The following is an 18998-nucleotide window of genomic DNA, read 5'->3' on the forward strand; positions in this document are numbered from 1 at the left end:
TCCATTTCCAATCAGCAGATTGTCGCTAGTACCATCCCTGATTGTTTCCTGCAGCCTTGAGTCAAGACCAGCCCCAGATTGACAAGCCAGATGTTGCCGCGGAGCGGGCAGGGCGACACCGCCGCGTCGCCCTCGGCTCAGTTAAGCCCGCATGGCCTCCTGCAGGTGTTCGTCGATCTTGTCGAGGAAGGCCGTGGTGGAGAGCCATGGCTGGTCCGGGCCTATCAGCAGCGCAAGATCCTTGGTCATGAAGCCGGCTTCGACAGTTTCCACACACACTTGCTCAAGCGTGTGGGCGAACTTTGCCAGTTCCGTATTGTTGTCCAGCTTGGCGCGATGGGCGAGTCCTCGCGTCCACGCGAAGACCGAAGCGATCGAATTGGTAGAGGTTTCCTCACCCTTCTGATGCTGCCGATAATGGCGGGTCACAGTGCCATGGGCAGCTTCCGCCTCGACAGTCTTGCCATCTGGCGTCAATAGAACGGAGGTCATGAGGCCGAGCGAGCCGAAGCCCTGTGCAACGATGTCCGACTGCACGTCGCCATCATAATTCTTGCAGGCCCAGACGTAGCCGCCGGACCACTTGAGCGCCGAAGCGACCATATCGTCGATCAGGCGATGTTCGTACCAAATGCCCGCTTCCTTGAACCTCGAGGCAAACTCCTCGTCGAACACGGTCTGGAAGATATCCTTGAAGCGACCGTCATAGATTTTGAGAATGGTATTTTTCGTTGAAAGGTAGACAGGCACCTTGCGCTGCAGGCCGTAATTCAACGAAGCGCGGGCGAATTCGGTGATGGACTCGTCGAGATTGTACATGCCAAGTGCCACCCCGGCGGAGGGAGCATCGAACACGTCACGCTCAATCACAGTGCCGTCGTCGCCGACGAACTTCATCGTCAGCTTTCCCTTGCCGGGAAATTTGAAATCGGTTGCACGATACTGATCTCCGAAGGCGTGGCGGCCAACGATGATCGGCTGGGTCCAGCCGGGCACAAGGCGTGGCACGTTTTTGCAGATGATCGGTTCGCGGAAGATCACACCGCCCAGGATGTTGCGGATTGTGCCGTTCGGGCTCTTCCACATCTGCTTCAGGCCGAACTCCGCGACACGCCCCTCGTCAGCGGTGATGGTCGCGCATTTGACGCCGACGCCGTGCTTGCGGATCGCATGTGCCGCATCGATCGTCACCTGGTCATTGGTCGCATCACGGTTCTCGATGCTCAGGTCGTAATATTCGAGATCCACGTCGAGATAGGGGTGGATGAGCTTGTCCTTGATGAACTGCCAGATGATGCGTGTCATCTCATCGCCGTCGAGTTCGACGACGGGGTTTGCAACCTTGATCTTTGCCATTCTGTTCTCCCATGAGACGACGTTGCGCCGCCCCTCCTCAAAGATTTTCGTGTCAGCGCATGTCGCGCATATGGCTTTCCACGCTGCGCAAGTGCTTGCGCATCGCATCCGCAGCCCCGGCGCCGTCGCGATTGGCAATGGCCTCCACGATGCGTTCATGTTCCTCGAATGAATGGTGATTGACCGGAGGGCGCACCGGCGTGTCACGCAACCGTCCCCAGGTGACGGCGCGGCGTACCGCATTCAACGTGTCGAGCAGCCCAAGAAGGAGTGAGTTCTGCGAAGACTCGCCAATCAGACGATGGAGTCGGTTGTCCCACTGCTCATAGAGCCGCCAGGTCGGCGCCTGCTGCGCCTTGATCATGCAGTTGCGCAGCTCTGCAATCTGGCTCGGTGTGGCATTGAGCGCGGCACAACGGGCGACCTCGGGCTCGAATGCGATGCGGGCTCCCATGACTTCGAGCGGATTGGTCCGATGCACCATGGCGTTGATATCGGCCACCGTATCGATCGGCCGTTCGCCTGTAAAAGTGCCCTTGCCGACATGTCGCCAGACCACCCCTTCCGCCTGCAGGGTTGCCAGCGCTTTGCGCAGCGCACCGCGCCCGATTTCCAGCGCTTCTGCCAGCTCCCGCTCTGGCGGAAGGCGTCCGCCATCTTGCAATTCTGCGGTTGTGAGGAAGTCCCTGAGGCGCGTGAGAACTGCCCCATCCGAAAAGTCTGTCATGCTCAATTTCCGAACCAATTTTCGATTGGTTTGCTTATATCCGGCATATTGGTGCATGTCAACGCGCATACCTGCTGACAAAATACGATAAATTTAAAGTCATAAATAACAGATATTTACCGCAGTAAAGACTTGTTTTCCGACCTTTCCTATCGCGCCGCAACATGTTTCAATGGTTGACACAATTCGTAATTAATGAAGAATTGGTTTCAGATTGGGTTGAGAAAAACGCAATTTTGGGAGGAATGAGCATGAATACTTATCTCAGACGATTGAAGGCATCGGCTGTGGCCGCAGCCTTCTGCCTTTCAGCAGCAATACCGGGCCTGGCGCTTGCCGAGCCAATGCGCATCGCGTTCGGCGATATCGCAACCGTAGAATCCGTCCATCTACTCGCGGCACTCGAACGCGCCAAGGAGCAGGGCGTCGATGTGCAGGTCACCTTCCTGAAGAGCGAGGATATCGCGGCACAGGCGGTGGTGAGCGGTCAGGCCGACATTGGCATCGGCGGCCCTTACTCCCTTCTCCAGAAAGTGAAGGCGCCGATCCGCATCTTCATGCAGCTTTCCAAGCTCCAGTTCTATCCGGTGGTTAACACCGAGTTCTACAAGGAATGGAAGGATCTTGATGGCCAGGAAATCGCGGTTCACTCCCGCGGTTCAGGTACCGAGGCGATTATGCGCCTTATGGCCGACAAGAACGGCATCAAGTATTCCAACATTTCCTACGTTCCGGGCGCGGAAGTGCGCACCGGCGCCCTGCTTCAGGGCAATGTAAAGGCGACGATCGTCGATTCCTCCGGCAAGCGCGTGCTGGAGAAGGAAGCGCCAGGGAAATTCGGCTTCCTGCCGCTTGGCGAAGTCAGCGCGACCGACGAGGCGCTGTTTGCCAACACTGACTATCTCTCGAAAAACCAGAAGGATGTCGCAATCCTCGTTGAGAGCATTCTGACCACCTGGCGGGAGGTCGCTGCGGATCCTAAGGCGGCCGTTGCGCTACGTGAAAAATACAAGCTTCTTCCCGATGCGACGCCGGACATGTTAGCCGACATTGAACCTTATTTTAGCGAGGCGGCATCTACCCTTCCGCTCAATGGTGGCGGCGAGGACGCAGCCCGCGACGACTTCGATTTTTACACGGTCTCCGGCGCGCTCGAAGGCAAGTCGGCCGACCTCAAGGTCGAAGACTTCTGGGACCTCACCGCGCTCAATGCAGCACTTGCCAAAGTCGGAACGAAGTGATGCACATGACCACTTCACCCCATAGGGCGAGTGCGACGGGGGGAGCCGCCACCGGCTCCCCCCGGTTCGCCGAAACGATCGCCGAATTCGCCAGACGCCGTAAATCCTTCTGGGTGGTGGCTTCTCTTGCAACTCTTTTCACAATCTGGGAAATCGCGGGAGGCGTCCCGATCAGCTTCGCCTTCCCCACCTTCTTCGACACACTGTTTGCGCTGTTCGAGATGGCCTTCGACGGCACCTTGTTGCGAGCCTATCTCATCACGTTCCAGCCGCTGTTGATCGGCGTTGCCGTCTCAGCCGTGCTTGGCATAGGGCTTGGCATCATCATGGGCCTATCAGACAAGGCGGAATGGCTTCTGGCCCCCGTCTTCATTGTGCTCCAGGCCGCACCAATGGCTGCATTGGTTCCGTTGGTCACCTTTATCTACGGCATTGGTCTGGTCGCCAAGACGCTCGCCGTCATTATGCTGGCCCTGCCGGTGATCGTGCTCAATTCCTACAAGGCCGTTCGTCACGTCAATCCGTCGCTGGTCGACATGTGCCGATCGTTTCAGGGCAATCGCCTCCAGCAGATCTTCAAGATCATCATACCCGACGCCACGCCGGTTCTGTTCGCGGGCTTACGCCTTGGTATAGCCGCCGGCTTCATCGGTGTCATGCTTGCCGAACTGCTGATTACCCCGACAGGTATCGGTGACCTCATCACCTATCACCGCTCGATCGCCAACTACGCCCACATGTACGCGGCCGTCGCATCCATCATTGCCGTTTCGACGCTGACACTCGCTGCCTTGCAATATGTCGAGGTCAACTTCCTGCGTCCCGAAAAGAGGAGAAAATAAGATGGCTCTTTCCATGACGGCCCGCACCATCGATCCGTCGCGCTCGACCATGTCCGACGCCATTGTCGAGGTCCGCGACATCTGCAAACGCTATGGTGACATCGAGGCGCTCAGAAACATCAACCTTCAGTTCGAGCGCGGCAAGCTCACCACACTGCTCGGTCCCTCTGGCTGCGGCAAGACCACGCTCCTGAAAATCATCGCGGGCCTTGTGCCTTCAACCTCAGGGGAGATACGGGTCAACGGTAAGGTCGTCACAGGCCCCGGCCCGGAACGTGCCTTCGTGTTCCAGGACTTTGCCCTCATGCCTTGGGCCACCGTGTTGCGAAACGTTGCGTTTGGCCTTGAGCTCAAAGGCGTTCCGCAGGCTGAACGCAACCGCGTTGCCAAGCACTATATCAGCGAGGTGGGCCTGACAGGCTTCGAGGAAAAGTATCCGCACGAACTCTCGGGCGGCATGCGCCAACGCGTCGGCATCGCCCGCGCCTTCTCCGTCAATGCGGATGTCCTGCTGCTCGACGAACCCTTCTCAGCCGTCGACGAACAGAACCGTCGAAAGTTCCAGGAAGATTTGCTGCAACTGGTCGAGAAGGAACGCAAGACTTTCCTCTTTGTCACCCACTCGATCGAAGAGGCCGTCTACGTCTCCGATCGCATCGTTCTGCTTTCGCCGCGCCCTGGTCGCGTCTCCCAGATCATCGAACCCAACATCGATCGCTCCGCTGCACCCGATGTCATCCGCCGCGACAAGGGCTATCTCGATGTGGTCGAAGAGATCTGGCAGGGCCTCAGGCAGTATGCGGAGTAACCGGCCATGAAACTTTTCGGCATCAAAATTCCCATGATGACATCGCTTATCTTCTGGGCGCTGGTTTGGGAAATCGTCGGTAGGATGGATGTGATCTTCCTGGTCCCGCCGATGAGCTCGATCATCTCGGCGGGCTTTGAGCTGGTCGCGACGAACTCGTGGCAGAACGCATCATTGGTGACGATCCGGTCCTTCGTGTTGGGCATGGCCTTGGCCATCGGCATCGGCGTGCCGCTCGGCATTGCCATGGGCCGTTTCAAGGTCGTTGACAACATTTTCGGCCTTTGGGTCAACATGTTTGTCAGCGCGCCTCTTTCAGCTCTGGTTCCGGTTCTCATGATCCTGTTTGGGCTCGGCGAAACTACGGTGTTCGTCACGGTGTTCCTCTTCGCAGTCTGGATCATCGTGCTTGATGCACGGGCCGGCGTGATGCAGGTTCCGCCGTCGCTCATCGAGATGGGTCGTTGCTACGGCGCATCCCGGCTCACCATCTTCACCAAGATCATTCTCTTCTCTGCCCTCCCGGAAATCCTGGCAGGCATCCGCATCGGTCTCATCCGTGGCGTGAAGGGCGTGGTCATTGGCCAGATCCTCGTATCCATCATCGGATACGGTGAACTCTTCGAGCTCTACTCCCGCAGCTTCGACATGGAGCGCTTCTGGGCTCTGACAATCATCCTCTTCGCGGTGGCAATGCTGCTGTCCGCGGCCGTGGAACTCTTCGAAAAACGCATCGAATATTACGCAGGAGCACGATAATGAACGACATGACCGCAACCAACCCCGCCTATGTCATCAATCCGGCCGCTATTCCGACCCTTCCGGTCGCCGGCAGCCAGGCACTCTTCCCGGTGCACCGCATCTACTGCGTCGGCCGCAACTTCGCCGACCATGCGATCGAGATGGGCCATGATCCAAACAAGGAGCCGCCGTTTTTCTTCCAGAAGAACCCGGACACCTTGGTTCTGTCGGGTACGGATTTCCCTTACCCGGCGCAGAGCAAGGACGTGCACCACGAAGTAGAGCTTGTCGTGGCGCTGAAGAGTGGCGGCAAAGATATCCCACATGATAAGGCACTGGACTGCGTCTACGGCTATGCCGTCGGCCTCGACATGACCCGCCGTGATCTGCAGAACGAAGCAAAGAAGCTCGGTCGCCCCTGGGAAACCGGCAAAGCCTTTGAGGCTTCCGCTCCCTGCGGCCCGCTGCATCCCGTGTCCAAGGTGGGACATCCCTCCGCCGGCGCGATCTGGATCAAGGTCAATGGCGAAGTGCGCCAGACGGGCGACCTCAACCAGATGATCTGGAAGGTTCCGGAAATGATTTCCTATCTCTCAGGTTTATTCACTCTGCAACCAGGCGATCTGATCTTCGCGGGCACTCCTGCCGGCGTTGGCGCGATCGTCAAGGGCGATGTTATGGTTGCCCATGTGGACGGCGTCGATGAACTGACCTTCAAGGTTGGCTGATCGCTATGAGCGGCGCTTCACCCGCGCCGCTCATTTTTCTGCCTTTTCGACGTCGTGGTCGGCATCACGTCCACTTGGGAACGTCGATACGTTGGTATGCGTGTAATTTGCCGATCAAAACCTCCGCATCCGCATCGACAAAAGCCGTATGCTGGTGCGCAGGTGGCAGAAATTTCTCAGCGACCATATGATCGACGAGGCCGAGAAAAGCATCGAAGAAGCCGCGCGTGTTGAGCAGGCCGACAGGCTTATCGATTTCGGAGAGCTGATTCATCGTCCAGACCTTCATGAAGTCTTCAAGCGTGCCGATACCATTTAGGAGTGCGATGAACGCATCTGCCATGCGCTGCTTGCGCTACAGTCGGGTCTGGGCGACCTCATAAAAGTCAGGCCCTCATGAGACTGTCCTTCCTCATGTAGGCACGCTGCGATGACACCGGCACCTCACCGTCGACACCTAACGCAGCGTCCGCGACAATGCCCATTAGCACTTTCGTCGTGCCACCGTAGATCAGCCTGGATACCGGCCTTACCAGCGCCATTGGCGACGTCTTCCGAACCGCTAAAATTGAAGCCGCAGAAAACGGTGATCGATTTTTATCTCACGGTGGGTCATGGCATTCTTTATTCAGGCCTGGCAGGTGGGAAGACGGATTTGGGGATCATCACATGAGCCCCTGTTGTAACGTTGACGAGTTGGGTGATCCGCACATCGGCGGCGACGCTGCAGAGCGTGTAGGCATTTGCCGCAGTCATGCCCGTTTGATTGCAGATGAGAGAAATGGCGCTGCGCAAGGCTTCACGAACGGCGAGGTCGAGGTTCTCGCCAAAGCCCATGGCAATCATATGGGTTGGTGTCTCGGCGTAAGGTAGCGGAATCTGTCCAGCTTTGATAACCGTAAAACGGAAACGTCCGGTCAATGCAGTTTCAACGGCGGTAAGGCAGACCTCGCCGTCGCCCTGCGCTGCGTGTCCATCTCCAATAGACACGAGCGCGCCTTCAACGGACACCGGCAAATAGAGTGTGGAGCCAGCGGTCAGTTCCTTGTTGTCTAGATTGCCACCGAAATATCCTGGCGCAACCGATGAACGACGACCATCTTCGGCATTGGGAGCCGTCGCCATGACCCCGAAGAATGGCCGTGCTGTTAGTGCACCACCCCAGGGAGTGGCGATGGCTCCTGTTTCCAGATCGATCCCGAAATGCACCGTATGCGGCTCTCCGAATTCTTCATGCAGCATACCCTTGCCGGGACGAATGATGTTGTAGCCCCAGTTGTCGCGTAATCTGACGTCAAGAATGTCGATCCTAAGGGTATCGCCAGGCATTGCCCCTTTGATTTTGATTGGCCCGGTCAAAATATGAGGGCCAAGCTCCGGCGATAGTGCCCGTTGGATGGATTTGAGTTCCGGACGCACACAGTATCCGGCGACAGGCGTTTCTTCCGCCGAGCCACTGACGGAATGGACTGTGACGATATCACCATCAGCAATCTCCAGCGCCGGTGGCAGGGTCGCGTCGAGATAACCCCAATGGACCGTATCGATGCCTGGAAGAAGCTCGTGCTCGGTCATGGGTCAAGCCAGCTCGAAACGGATGGGCTGTGCGCCCTCCCATAATGTCTTCTTTCCGAGTGCGGGCAAATTCTCCAATCCCGAGGTCAGCGTGACGAAATGGTTTCCGGCAAGCTGCCCCATTTTCGAGGAGAAGTCGACGCCGCCATAGGCGAGCAGGATTTCGGTTTCACTGATGCCACCCGGATAGAGGATGATGTGACCTGGAGCCGGGTGGCTGGTGTGGTTCTCGTAGCCGACGCCGAAGTCTTCGTCGCCCAGCGGCACCCACACGCCTTCGCCACTCCAGCGGACATGGACGATTTGGCTTTCATATGGAAGGCGTTTGAGGAAAGCTGCCGAGGTTTTTGGCGCACTTCCGGTTTCGAGGCGGGCGTCGAAGGTAAACGGGCCTGCCGTGATTTTGAGCTTGGTCATGGGATTGTCCCTCTGAGGTTCGGCTCCGTCGTGGTAGAGGAGGCAAGGATGCGATTGTTAGGAAAGATCAGCCGTTGGCGGCGAAGTTATCGTTGCGCACTGCCCAACCAGTGACCCGTGCCTCTATGGCCGAGAAGATAATGTAGAGGGCGACGCCGAGAGCTGCGAGAATGAACAGCCCGGCGAACACCAGAGGCACGTCGAAGCTGGAGCTAGCGATCATCATCAGGTTGCCGATGCCGCGATTGGAGGCGACGGTTTCGGCGATGACCGTTCCGACGAATGCGAGCGTGGCGGCAACTTTCAGCGAAGCGAAGAAGTAGGGCATGGTCCGCGGCAACCCGATATTCCAGAGGATTTCGAGTTTCGTCGCCTTCAATGTCCGCATCACGTCCTGCAACTCGGGTTCCGTCGAGGCAAGGCCGGTCGCAACATTGACGACGATCGGGAAAATGCACATCACCATCGCCGTCAGGATCGCCGGAACCGTTCCCGCTCCAAACCAGAGAACTAGGATCGGGACGATCGCAACCTTGGGGATCGAGGAAAAGCCGACCAGCATTGGATAAGCGACGTCATAGGCAAGCTTTGACGATCCAATGAGCATGCCGAGTAGCACACCAATAATGATGCCGAGACCGAGGCCGACCAGCGTCGTGTAAATAGTCTGAAACGCATGCGGCCAGATCGACGGGAACTGGCTTACCAGGGTATAGATGGCCTGTGTCGGGCGGGGTAGGACCATTTCTGAGATCCCGAAGGCGAGGCAGATGACTTCCCAGGCGATGAAAAAGCCCAGTATGCAGCAGGCGGAAAGAAGGCGACGTCTGGTATCCGGCTTCATGACTGATGCTCCTTGACGGCCCGTGCCGCGACGATGCGCTCGCGAAGCCTTTGCGTGAGGGAAACGAATTCGGGTTCGAACGAAACATCGATGGTGCGCGGCCGGGCGAAAGGCACGGTGCTGTCTTCGATGATGCGACCCGGACGCGCCTGCATGACGCAGATGCGGGATGCGAGGTAGGCGGCCTCCTTGAGATCATGGGTGACGAGCAGCACCGTCGGTTTTTTGTCGATCCAGAGGTTCTGCATAATCTCCCAGAGCTCCTCGCGGGTGAACTGATCGAGTGCGCCGAAAGGCTCGTCGAGAAGGAGCAGGGTGGGATCGTGGATCAGCGCCCGGCAGAGTGAAGCCCGCTGCTGCATGCCTCCCGAAAGCTGCCAGGGAAATTTGTCCCCGAAGCCAGTCAGGCCGACCTGCTTCAGAAGCGCCTCGGCACGATCCCGATATTCACCGCTCTTCTTCTTCGAATAGGTTTGTTTAAACGGAGAGACGATCTTTAGCGGCATCATCACGTTGTCGCGGATGTTGAGCCAGGGCAACAGAGTCGGGTTTTGGAAGGCCATGCCGATCCGAACGTTATTCGCACCGATTTCACGGCCGGCAACGAAGATGTGTCCTTGGGATGGCGAGAGCGTTCCCGCCACCAGCTTGAGGATCGTCGACTTGCCGCAGCCAGAGGGACCGACGAGAGCGACGAATTCGCCATTCTCGATCCTAAGCGACGTTTCCGCCAGTGCTACGGTCTTGTTCTTCTCGCCACCGAAGGTGACGTTCACCCTTTCCAGATCGATAATAGCATTACGGACTGCGATTTCGGTAGCGAGAGCTGATGTCATGCCGCAGCACTCCCCTTGTTCGTTGCTGTTTGAGACGTGACGGCTGCCATCGTCTGATCTGCGTGGCGGACGTCTGGCGTCGGCATCGCCTGAATGGCGTGGACCGAGCGCCCCCAGCCTCGTGCGTCTTCCTGAAGCTTGCGGTTCTTCATGGCGAAGCGGCCGCGGACGATCGTATGGATCGGAAGAGCGGTTGTCTCCATCCCGTGCCAGGGAGAAATCTTGGCGGTGGACTGGATCAGGTTGTCATCGACTGTCCAGGTGCGGTTGGTGTCGACGATAGCGATATCGGCGTCGGAGCCGACCATCAGCGCGCCCTTTTTCGGGAAGAGACCCCAGCATTTGGCCGGGTTTTCCGCGCTCCAGCGAACGTAATCCGAGATGCTTGCGTTGCGGCGCGCGACTTCCGTCAGCATCAGCGGCATTTGGGTTTCTACGCCCGGGAAGCCGCAATCAACCGTCCAGATGTCTTCACGTGTTTTTTCCTCGATGGAATGCGGGGCATGGTCGGTGGCAATCATGTCGATCGTGCCGTCCACTAGCGCCTGCCAGATCGGGTCCTGGTTCTCCGCTTCTCGGACTGGCGGATTGACGCGGATCACGCCGCGCTTTTCCTCGTAGTCGTCGGCTGAGAGGACCAGATATTGCGGGCAGGTCTCGCCGGTGATGTCGACGCCGCGTGCCTTGGCTTCTGCGAGAGGCCGTAATTCGGCCGCAGAGGAGATGTGAAGGATGTGGATGCGGGCACCCGTCCATTCGGCGAGGATCGCAGCGCGCGCTACGGCCTCGGTGGCGACCACGGCCGGACGCGCGGCAAGATGCGCAAGCGCATCGGTGCGCCCCATCTGGCGAAGGCGTGCCTCGCGACGCTCCATGATCGAGTTCGTCTCGGCATGAAGCGAGATGCGCTTACCCGTAGGAGCGACGATCTCGAACAGTTCCAGCATTGCACCAGTGCTTGGCGACGGGATGCGGCCGAAGGTGTTGCCCATGTAGCATTTGAACCCGATGACGCCGCCATCGACCAGGTCATGGATGTGCGGCAGGCTGTCTTCGCCGAGCACAGCGTAGAGGCCGTAGTCGACATGTGCCTTCGCGCTGGCGATTGCATGTTTTTCCTTAAGCGATTTGCCGTCGGAGATCGCTGGCAGGGTGTTCGGCATGTCGAAAACCGTGGTGACGCCGCCGAACGCCGCGGCCGCCGTGCCGCTGGCGAAGTCTTCCTTCTGGGCATAGCCCGGATCGCGAAAATGAACATGGACGTCGATTGCACCAGGAAGAATGTGGAGGCCGGTTGCGTCGAGCGTTTCCTTCGCGGCAGGCATGGCACACTGCTCGCCGATGGCGAGGATTGTGCCGTCCTTGATGGCGATACTAGCCTTGTATTCGGTGTCCGGCGAAACGATGGTGCCGCCGTGGATGACGAGGTCTGCGGTCATGACTTAGAACCTTCCTTAAAGTGCTGCCCAGCCGCCGTCGACCGGGATATCCGCGCCGGTGATCTGGCGCGATACGTCGCTGGCGAAGAACAGGCAGGCATTGGCGACATCTTCGTCGACGGTAATGCGCCTCAGCGCGTAATCCTCGGCGTGACGGATCGCGGCTTCCTCTTCGGTGATGCCGAGCTTCTGCGCCATGGTCTTGCAGACCTTGTCACGGAAGCGGGGACCATCGACCATGCCGGGGGCGACGTTGTTGACGTTAATGTTGTGCTGGCCGACCTCAAGTGCGAAGCTTTTGGTGATGCCGCGCAGACCCCATTTGGATGCCGAGTAGGCCAAGCGACCGGAGCGTCCCCTCATGCCAAAGGTGCCGCCCACATTGACAACCTTGCCATAGCGGTTCTCAATCATTGACGGCAGGACCGCGCGGATCGTATGGAAGCAGCCGTTCATGTTAAGCGTGACGATCTCGTCGAATTCTTCCGGCGTGGTTTCGACTCCGGTCTTGCCCATCGGACCGGACCCCCCTGCGACATTGACCAGAACGTCGATGCGGCCGAAAGCCTCGACAGTTTTCTCAGCCGCCGCATCGCATTGGCCCGCATCGGTGAGATCGCAGCCGATAACGATGACGGAGCAACCCTTGGAACGGGCGTCTTTAGCCACAGGTTCGATCGCTGCCGTGTCGCGACCGACAAGTGCGAGCTTAGAGCCCTCCCGGGCAAAGGCCAGCGTGATTGCCGCGCCCATGCCCTTGGCGGGGCCGGTGATGAAGACGACCTTATCCTTCAGCATCAAGTCCATGATGTTGCTCCGTTTGTTGTGTATGGAGAAAGGGGGACGGCGCACTGCGCCGTCGGTTACTTGACCGAGGTCAGGAGCTCGCTCCTGGCAGGCAGGAAGCTACGGTCGAAGACCTCGCCGACCGTCGGACTGCGCGGCAGGCTATTGGCGTTTACGAGGATGTCGATCGACTTCGCCAGACGTGCTTCATCGATATCACCGAGGCCGACGGTCGCAAGTTCCGGATGCGCCATCTCATTGGCCAGGGTCGCATCAAAGCGCTCGCGTTCTACGTCGGACTTGATCAGCGGCTCGCGGGCCTTCACAGAGGCGATGGCAGCCTCGGGATCTTTGATCGCGTCCGTGATGCTCTTGTTCAGCGCGCGCAGGAAGCCCTTGATGGCATCGGGGTGATCCTTCATGAAGGTCTTCGAGACAATGATGGCGTTCGAGTAGAGGTCCATGCCGTAGTCGCCGTAGTTTATGAAGCGGATATCCTTGTCCGGATTGACGCCGATCAGCTTGGCGCTGAAGCGGATGGTGTTGACGTATCCGAAGACCCCGTCAACCTGGCCTTTCATCAGCATCTGCTCGCGCAGGTTCGGCTGCATGTTGGTGATTTCGACCGTGGAGCAATCCGACTTGGTGATCGAGCAGAGAGCCGGGAATAGCTTCAGCGCGCCGTCGTTGGCGGCTCCGCCTAACGTGTGCCCCGCGAAGTCGGCAGGAGTCTTGATCGGGCTGTCGGCCTTGACGGCAACGGTAAAGGGCGGCTGATTATACATCATGAAGACGCCGACCGGGGCATCTTCCGGCTTCTTTGCCGCGAACTCGATTAGCGCGTTGATGTCGCCGAAGCCCATGTCGTAGGCACCATTCGCGACCAACGGGACCGCGGCACCCGAGCCATTGCCTTGGTCCATGGTGACGTTCAGGCCTTCTTCCTTGAAGTAGCCCTTGTCCTCGGCAAGAAACAGCAAGCCCTGCGGTCCCTGATATTTCCAGTTCAGGACCAGCTTGATGTTGGTTTCCGCATGCGCGACCGCGGAAGCGCCAACCGTAGCAAGCGCCGTCATCGCAGCGAGTGCTACCATGCGGGCGTGTGTCTTCATCTGATGGTGAGCCATTCTCTGTTCCCTTGATCTGGTGGTTGGGGGCCGCCTTGTCCGGCTGCTCTTTCGTCTGTGTTGCAATGCAGAAGTGCCACTATTCAGTGAACACATCTACCGCTATTATCGTGCATCAGCGGTGACAAAAAGGCCTCACTGAGAAGGAACGCCATGCGACATCTCAAGCTTTTAGAGCAAGTCTCGGAAATCGCCCGTGCCGGTTCGATCCGTCAGGCGGCGGAAAAGATGAACATCACGGCATCAGCGATGAACAGGAAAATCCAGGACCTCGAGCTTGAGATCGGAACGCCGATTTTCGAACGTCGAGCGCGTGGCGTGAGGCTGACGGCCGCCGGAGAGATGTTTGTCCGCTATGCACGTAGCCAGATCGCCGACGCGGAACGCCTGAGCTCCCAGGTCGAAGACTTGCGAGGATTACGCCGTGGTCCCGTGAAAATCGCCTGCAGTCAGGCACTTGCGCTCGACTTCCTGCCCTCCCAGATCGGCGAGTTCAGAAAGGCCAATCCGCGCCTCGTGTTCAACATCAAGGTCATGGACCACAATGCCGCGATCAATGCTCTGATCGACTACGATGTCGATCTCGCGATCGTCTACCGCGCAGCCATGCGCCCCGCAGTTCGAATTCTGGCCTCGGTTCCACAAAGACTCGTCGCGATCATGCGCGATGACCATCCGTTGGCTAGCAAAGAGGTTTTGCGCCTCTCCGACTGCGTCGGGCATCCGTTGGCACTACCGGACCAAAGTCTTGGCGGACGCCAGGTTCTTGATGAAGTCATTGCAAGGCGCGACTTTCGGTTCGACGTCATGGCCGAATCCAATTCCTTTGAGATGCTCCGCGGCCTTGTGCTGCGCGGCAACATGATCTCCTTCCAGATTGACGTTGGCGCGCCGCGCGAAGAGTTCGGCATGGGTGTGGTTGGTCGGCCAATCGATGAACGCGATATCCCGCGATCCGACCTCGTGATGTGCCAGTTGCGCGGACGCATCCTGCCGCTTGCCGCGGCAAGCTTTGCCGAGCGCATCGTGAAAGCGACAGCCAAGTAGAAGTTTTCCGCTAATGACGCAAAGCGGCCGAGGGCTCATAATTGTTGACTGCTCATCAATCGACTTTGGGGCCGCGGGCTTATTTCTGTACCCGCTCATGCAGGCAACCGTTCCGTTAAGCTAGGTGGCCAGACTTGGTGAGTTCAATATTGGCATGATATCGACAAGAGCTTCGGCTTCACCGCAAAGCACCGCGCTCAGCGAAGACGCGCGTAACCTCTGCCATGTTGTCAGTGCCCCAAGAGCAGAGCGGCACTAAGGCTTCGGCCAAGCTCCTGCCCAGAGGGGTCAGACTGTAGTCGACGCGCGGCGGGACCTCTTTGTAGTCAGTCCGCCTCACCAGACCATCAGCCTCCAATTCCTTGAGCTGTTGGATTAGGACTTTGTCGCTCACGTCGCGCACTGCCCGCCGAAGCGCACCGTAGCGGGTCGGACCACCCTGGGCGACGAAGTACAAGATCAACGGTTTCCACTTCCCCGATATGACACGCAAGGTTGCGTCAAGTCCGCAGGTAAAGCCGGCCAATGTCGGGGTGCAGGTTTCCGAAGGTGGTTCGGCCGCCGTCGGTAATACGGATGGAAGTGGTCGATTTGACATTTTTAGGTACTTACCAAAAGGTGCATACTTGTCAATAGGTACGTAGGTCGCCAGCTTAGTGTGATTGCAACATAGGAGCGCGACATGGGCAGACTACAAGGTAAGACAGCAGTTATAACGGGTGGCGGAAGCGGTATAGGTTTTGGAGCCGCCAAGCGGTTTATCGAGGAGGGGGCATTCGTTTATATTTTTGGCCGTCGGCAAGAAACGCTTGATGCCGCCGTTTCGCAACTTGGATCTTCAGCGCAGGCGGTCCAGGGCTCAGTGACCGATCTCTCCGACCTCGACCGTCTTTATGAAAAGGTAAAAAACGAGCGGGGCGGGCTCGACATACTCCTTGCTAATGCAGGAACCGGAGCGTTCGCGCCGCTCGGCGAGATTACGCCCGAGCACTATGACCAGATATTTGACCTCAATGTAAAGGGCACGGTCTTTACGGTACAAAAGGCACTGCCACTCATGACGGCGGGTGCCTCGATTATTCTGACGGGTTCAAGTACTGGTGTGATGGGGACACCGGCGTTCAGCATCTATAGTGCGACCAAAGCCGCGGTTCGAAACCTAGCGCGCAGTTGGGCGCTAGACCTGCGAGGTACCGGCATCCGTGTCAATGTGATGTCACCTGGCCCGATCACCACAGAGTTGGCACTGGAAGTTCTAGGTGACGAAGGGATGAACGCAATCGGAGCGACGACGGTGCTTGGTCGTATGGGCGAGCCATCTGAGACAGGCGGTGTTGCAGCATTTCTGGCATCTTCAGATTCCAGTTTCATGACGGGCGGCGAAGTCTTCGTTGATGGCGGCTTAGCACAGGTCTAACACCAAGGCGCTGATGAACAGCGAAGCTGTTTCGTGAACCGCTTGCCGCAGCGAAGGAGCGCGTTCGGATAACCTGCGAGAAGGAGCGGGAATATCGCACGATCCTATTTGCATCGAGGCATTGGAACGGGCTCTTGACAGAGCAAAACTGGGCACGTTTACGAGGCCAGCACCACAGCAAATAGAGGCTCGTTACGCATTGCCGTCTCATCAGCGCGGTAGTCAACTTTCGGCTACGTCCGCCCGAGATCGTCGACGTTGATAATGCCTGGTCGAGCTTAGCCGAAGGAGAAGTTGCAAATTTGGTTGGCACTCGGTTATGGGCCTGATTCAGGAGAAGGAAATGTTACGGTCAAAGCATTACGCCTGACCCAAGCTAAAATTGCAGTTCGGCTTTGAGCCACTCCACGAATGCCTCGATAGCGGCGGCATTTTTTGAGTTTAGATCACATACCGCCCAATAGGCTGCCTTCTCTGAGCTGAAACTGATTGGAAACGGCTTAATCAGCCGCCCCTTTCGCAGATGTTCCTTGATGAGCAGGTTTCGGCCCATGGCTATACCCTGTCCATCAAGTGCTGCCTGCAGGACGATATTGTAATCGGTTAGGCGTATGTGTTTGGCTTTGTCGAGGCAGAGGTTCGCGCTCTCGCTCCACAATTGCCATTCAAGCCCACTTTTCGCCTGCAATATGGGGTGAGGCAGCAGATCATCGGTAGACTGGAAGCGGGACCCGTCTCCGTAAAGAACCGGGCTCATCACAGGTGAAAGCTCCTCATTCGCGAGATGAATGCCGCCCTGCTTATCCGCACTGAAGTCACCGAAACGGATTGCGACGTCTGCTTCTCCGCGATTTATGTCGACCACACGCAGAGTTGGGTCTAGATCCAGCTCTATATTTGGATATTGCATTTCAAACTGCTCAAGGCGACTGATTAGCCAGTTTGCAGCAAAAGATGGTAAGAGGCTGACGCGCAGATATGTCTGGCCTGAGCGTGCGCGCAACTGCGCAGTCCCTGTCGCCAGCAGGGACAATGCCTGATCCACGGTGGCCAGAAACATCGCCCCTTCATCCGTCAACTCTATGCTTTTGCTTTTGCGTTGGAAAAGCTGCGTGCCCAGTGCGGTTTCAAGCTGCTTGATATGGTGACTGACGGCGCTTTGGGTAATCAGCAACTCCTCACCAGCCAGCCGAAAACTTAAACGGTGGGCTACGGCCTGAAATACCCTGAGAGCGGGCAGTGGAGGAAGAAGGGGGGAGCTGCGCAAATCTGGTCTGCCTCACGAGTGTTGTGCGTGACATTAACAATTTCGATCGCAGGCTGCAAAGCTTTGAATTGGTCGATGGCACGGATTTCTTCCATGAATTAAAAAAAAGGAGAAACACATGTCGATATCCATCAGCGAAAAGCTTAAGACTCTCGGAATTGAACTGCCTGCTCCAACTGCGCCTGTCGCAAGCTACGTCTCTGTGACACAAGCGAACAATCTCCTGTTCATTTCAGGTCAGATCAGCAAGGCTCCCGACAGTGAGGTTCTCGCGGGAACACTTGGCAGGGATTGTGCGGATGAGCAGGGCACCGAGGCTGCCCGCATTGCGGCCATCAATGTTCTCGCTCAGATCGTAGCCCATACGGATGGCCTGGTTTCATCTGTGCGCCGTGTCCTCAAGCTCGGCGTCTATATCGCTGCAACACATGAGTTCAAGGATCACTCCCAGATCGCAAATGGCGCTTCAGACCTGATGGTTGCTGTCTTCGGTGATGCTGGCAAACACGCAAGGGCCGCACTCGGAATGAGTTCGCTGCCCGCCGGAGCTGCTGTCGAGATCGATGCGATTGTTGAGTTGGAGGAAAGCAGGTGCTGACAGACGCCAGGGTCAGGAGCTTACGAGCTGACACCCCAGGCTGCGCCGAGCTCATCCATTTCAACCATGCTGGCGCATCGCTTTCACCAAGGGCTGTTGCGGAGGCGGTGACACGACACCTGACGCTGGAAGGGTCACGCGGTCCGATGGAGGCTGCGGCCGTAGTTGCGGATCGGCTTTCAACAATTCGGCTGAATGCTGCGAGCCTGATCGGCGCACGGCGGGACGATATCGTATTCGGATCGTCGGGGTCCTCCGTGTGGGGCATGGTTTTTGCGGCGCTGCCACCGCTGCGCAAGGATGACCGCATTCTCGTCGGTCGCCACGAATGGGGTGGAAATGTTGCGACGATGCAGCGCGCGGCAAGCAGAAGCGGCGCCCGCATTGAGGTCATTCCCTGCCGCGAGGATGGAAGTCTCGATCCGGATGCGCTGGCCGCCATGATTGATGATACCGTTAGGCTGATTTCATTGACCTGGCTTCCCGCGAATGGTGGCCTGATCAACGATGCCGAGGCCGTTGGCAAGATAGCCAACGCCGCGGGCATTCCCTATCTGGTGGATGCCGGGCAGGCATTGGGTCAAATCCCGATTGACGTAGCAAAGATCGGTTGCGACATGCTCAAAAGTGCCGGACGGAAACATTTGCGGGGACCGCGCGGAACCGCGCTTTTGTATATTCGGCCCGAATTTCTCCGCAAACTCGATCCGCGTTTTGTGGATGTGAGTTCAGGTCCTCTCATAAATGGTATGCCATTACTGAGATCAGATGCGCGTCAGTTCGAAATGTCTGAGACATCGGTCGCGTTGCTTTTGGGGCTCGGAGAGGCAATTTCCCTTGCTTCGGAGCTGGGTGTGGCGGCAATTCGGGACCGCATCGGCGTGGTTTCCGGAAGTCTCCGGGACAGATTGCGTCATGTTCCCGGTGTCGAAGTGCGTGATCTCGGATCGACATATTCAGGACTGGTCTCGTTCACGGTAGATGGCATCCTGGCCTCAAACGTCAAAAGTAGCTTGGCCGAAAAAGGCATCAACATCGGTGCAAACGGGGTGTCATACACGCCTTACGATATGACAGCTCGCGGTTTACAAGAAATAGCCCGCGCTTCGGTCAGCTACCTCAACACCGAAGATGAGGTTGCTCATCTCGTTGAGGCTGTCGAAACAATCGCTCGGATGGCCAAACGATAGAAGGAGAATGCG

Annotated in this window: 21 protein-coding genes; 9 read left to right on the forward strand and 12 right to left on the reverse strand. The window is 57.6% G+C overall.

The window, feature by feature from the left end; genetic code table 11:
• Positions 1–141 precede the first annotated feature (141 nt).
• Positions 142–1356 carry an NADP-dependent isocitrate dehydrogenase gene (locus IB237_RS17540; RefSeq protein WP_192489994.1) on the reverse strand — a complete coding sequence of 405 codons (1215 nt, stop codon included), beginning with the start codon at positions 1354–1356 and terminating at the stop codon, positions 142–144.
• Between the two features lie 52 nt (positions 1357–1408).
• Positions 1409–2083, reverse strand: a complete 675-nt coding sequence (locus IB237_RS17545) for a FadR/GntR family transcriptional regulator (RefSeq protein ID WP_192489995.1) — start codon at positions 2081–2083, stop codon at positions 1409–1411.
• A 251-nt stretch (positions 2084–2334) separates the two neighbouring features.
• On the opposite strand from IB237_RS17545, the gene IB237_RS17550 reads away from it, so the two are divergent.
• The 5 genes from IB237_RS17550 to IB237_RS17570 are packed head-to-tail and all read left to right on the forward strand — an operon-like array spanning position 2335 to position 6443.
• Entirely contained in the window at positions 2335–3324 is a 990-nt protein-coding gene (locus IB237_RS17550; protein WP_192489996.1) for an ABC transporter substrate-binding protein, read from the forward strand.
• Positions 3324–4166, forward strand: a complete 843-nt coding sequence (locus tag IB237_RS17555; RefSeq protein WP_192489997.1) for an ABC transporter permease — start codon at positions 3324–3326, stop codon at positions 4164–4166. The genes IB237_RS17550 and IB237_RS17555 overlap by 1 nt, the downstream gene beginning before the upstream one ends.
• Position 4167: 1 nt before the next feature.
• Entirely contained in the window at positions 4168–4974 is an 807-nt protein-coding gene (locus tag IB237_RS17560; RefSeq protein ID WP_246788056.1) for an ABC transporter ATP-binding protein, read from the forward strand.
• A gap of 6 nt (positions 4975–4980) precedes the next feature.
• Positions 4981–5733, forward strand: coding sequence for an ABC transporter permease (locus tag IB237_RS17565; protein ID WP_192489998.1), 753 nt, complete (start codon positions 4981–4983; stop codon positions 5731–5733).
• On the forward strand, positions 5733–6443 hold the full coding sequence (locus tag IB237_RS17570) for a fumarylacetoacetate hydrolase family protein (protein WP_192489999.1): 711 nt from the start codon (positions 5733–5735) through the stop codon (positions 6441–6443). The genes IB237_RS17565 and IB237_RS17570 overlap by 1 nt, the downstream gene beginning before the upstream one ends.
• 64 nt (positions 6444–6507) lie before the next feature.
• Here IB237_RS17570 and IB237_RS26320 read toward each other — a convergent pair whose 3' ends face one another.
• The 8 genes from IB237_RS26320 to IB237_RS17610 all read right to left on the reverse strand — a co-directional run bounded on the left by IB237_RS26320 (position 6508) and on the right by IB237_RS17610 (position 13467).
• Positions 6508–6786, reverse strand: coding sequence for an LOG family protein (locus IB237_RS26320; RefSeq protein WP_246788058.1), 279 nt, complete (start codon positions 6784–6786; stop codon positions 6508–6510).
• 281 nt (positions 6787–7067) lie between these two features.
• Positions 7068–8018 (reverse strand): acetamidase/formamidase family protein, encoded by a 951-nt coding sequence (locus IB237_RS17580; RefSeq protein ID WP_192490000.1) that lies wholly within the window; start codon positions 8016–8018, stop codon positions 7068–7070.
• Between the two features lie 3 nt (positions 8019–8021).
• Positions 8022–8435, reverse strand: coding sequence for a DUF3830 family protein (locus IB237_RS17585; RefSeq protein ID WP_192490001.1), 414 nt, complete (start codon positions 8433–8435; stop codon positions 8022–8024).
• A 67-nt stretch (positions 8436–8502) separates the two neighbouring features.
• A complete protein-coding gene (locus IB237_RS17590; RefSeq protein WP_192490002.1) occupies positions 8503–9279 on the reverse strand; it encodes an ABC transporter permease in 777 nt (258 codons plus the stop codon).
• Positions 9276–10115 carry an ABC transporter ATP-binding protein gene (locus IB237_RS17595; RefSeq protein ID WP_192490003.1) on the reverse strand — a complete coding sequence of 280 codons (840 nt, stop codon included), beginning with the start codon at positions 10113–10115 and terminating at the stop codon, positions 9276–9278. Before IB237_RS17595 ends, IB237_RS17590 begins: the two co-directional genes overlap by 4 nt.
• Positions 10112–11554, reverse strand: coding sequence for an allantoinase AllB (gene allB, locus IB237_RS17600; RefSeq protein ID WP_192490004.1), 1443 nt, complete (start codon positions 11552–11554; stop codon positions 10112–10114). The genes IB237_RS17595 and allB overlap by 4 nt, the downstream gene beginning before the upstream one ends.
• A gap of 15 nt (positions 11555–11569) precedes the next feature.
• Positions 11570–12361 (reverse strand): SDR family NAD(P)-dependent oxidoreductase, encoded by a 792-nt coding sequence (locus IB237_RS17605; RefSeq protein ID WP_192490005.1) that lies wholly within the window; start codon positions 12359–12361, stop codon positions 11570–11572.
• A gap of 56 nt (positions 12362–12417) precedes the next feature.
• Positions 12418–13467: an ABC transporter substrate-binding protein gene (locus IB237_RS17610; protein ID WP_246788060.1), complete on the reverse strand. Its 1050-nt coding sequence runs from the start codon at positions 13465–13467 to the stop codon at positions 12418–12420.
• Between the two features lie 153 nt (positions 13468–13620).
• On the opposite strand from IB237_RS17610, the gene IB237_RS17615 reads away from it, so the two are divergent.
• Positions 13621–14514, forward strand: coding sequence for a LysR family transcriptional regulator (locus IB237_RS17615; protein WP_192490006.1), 894 nt, complete (start codon positions 13621–13623; stop codon positions 14512–14514).
• Positions 14515–14692: 178 nt separating this feature from the next.
• Here the strand turns inward: IB237_RS17615 and IB237_RS17620 are convergent, their stop codons facing one another.
• Entirely contained in the window at positions 14693–15040 is a 348-nt protein-coding gene (locus IB237_RS17620) for a helix-turn-helix domain-containing protein (protein ID WP_192490007.1), read from the reverse strand.
• A 156-nt stretch (positions 15041–15196) separates the two neighbouring features.
• Here IB237_RS17620 and IB237_RS17625 point away from each other — a divergent pair, with 156 nt between their 5' ends.
• Positions 15197–15931 (forward strand): SDR family NAD(P)-dependent oxidoreductase, encoded by a 735-nt coding sequence (locus tag IB237_RS17625; protein ID WP_192490008.1) that lies wholly within the window; start codon positions 15197–15199, stop codon positions 15929–15931.
• Between the two features lie 376 nt (positions 15932–16307).
• Here IB237_RS17625 and IB237_RS17630 read toward each other — a convergent pair whose 3' ends face one another.
• Complete coding sequence (locus tag IB237_RS17630) at positions 16308–17198, reverse strand: LysR substrate-binding domain-containing protein (protein ID WP_192490009.1); 891 nt, start codon at positions 17196–17198, stop codon at positions 16308–16310.
• A gap of 118 nt (positions 17199–17316) precedes the next feature.
• On the opposite strand from IB237_RS17630, the gene IB237_RS17635 reads away from it, so the two are divergent.
• Both IB237_RS17635 and IB237_RS17640 read left to right on the forward strand, forming a co-directional pair.
• Complete coding sequence (locus tag IB237_RS17635; protein ID WP_192490010.1) at positions 17317–17796, forward strand: RidA family protein; 480 nt, start codon at positions 17317–17319, stop codon at positions 17794–17796.
• Positions 17790–18986 carry an aminotransferase class V-fold PLP-dependent enzyme gene (locus IB237_RS17640; protein WP_371815347.1) on the forward strand — a complete coding sequence of 399 codons (1197 nt, stop codon included), beginning with the start codon at positions 17790–17792 and terminating at the stop codon, positions 18984–18986. The genes IB237_RS17635 and IB237_RS17640 overlap by 7 nt, the downstream gene beginning before the upstream one ends.
• The last annotated feature ends 12 nt before the right edge of the window (positions 18987–18998 follow it).

The organism is Agrobacterium sp. AGB01 (assembly GCF_014851585.1).
GTDB lineage: Bacteria > Pseudomonadota > Alphaproteobacteria > Rhizobiales > Rhizobiaceae > Agrobacterium.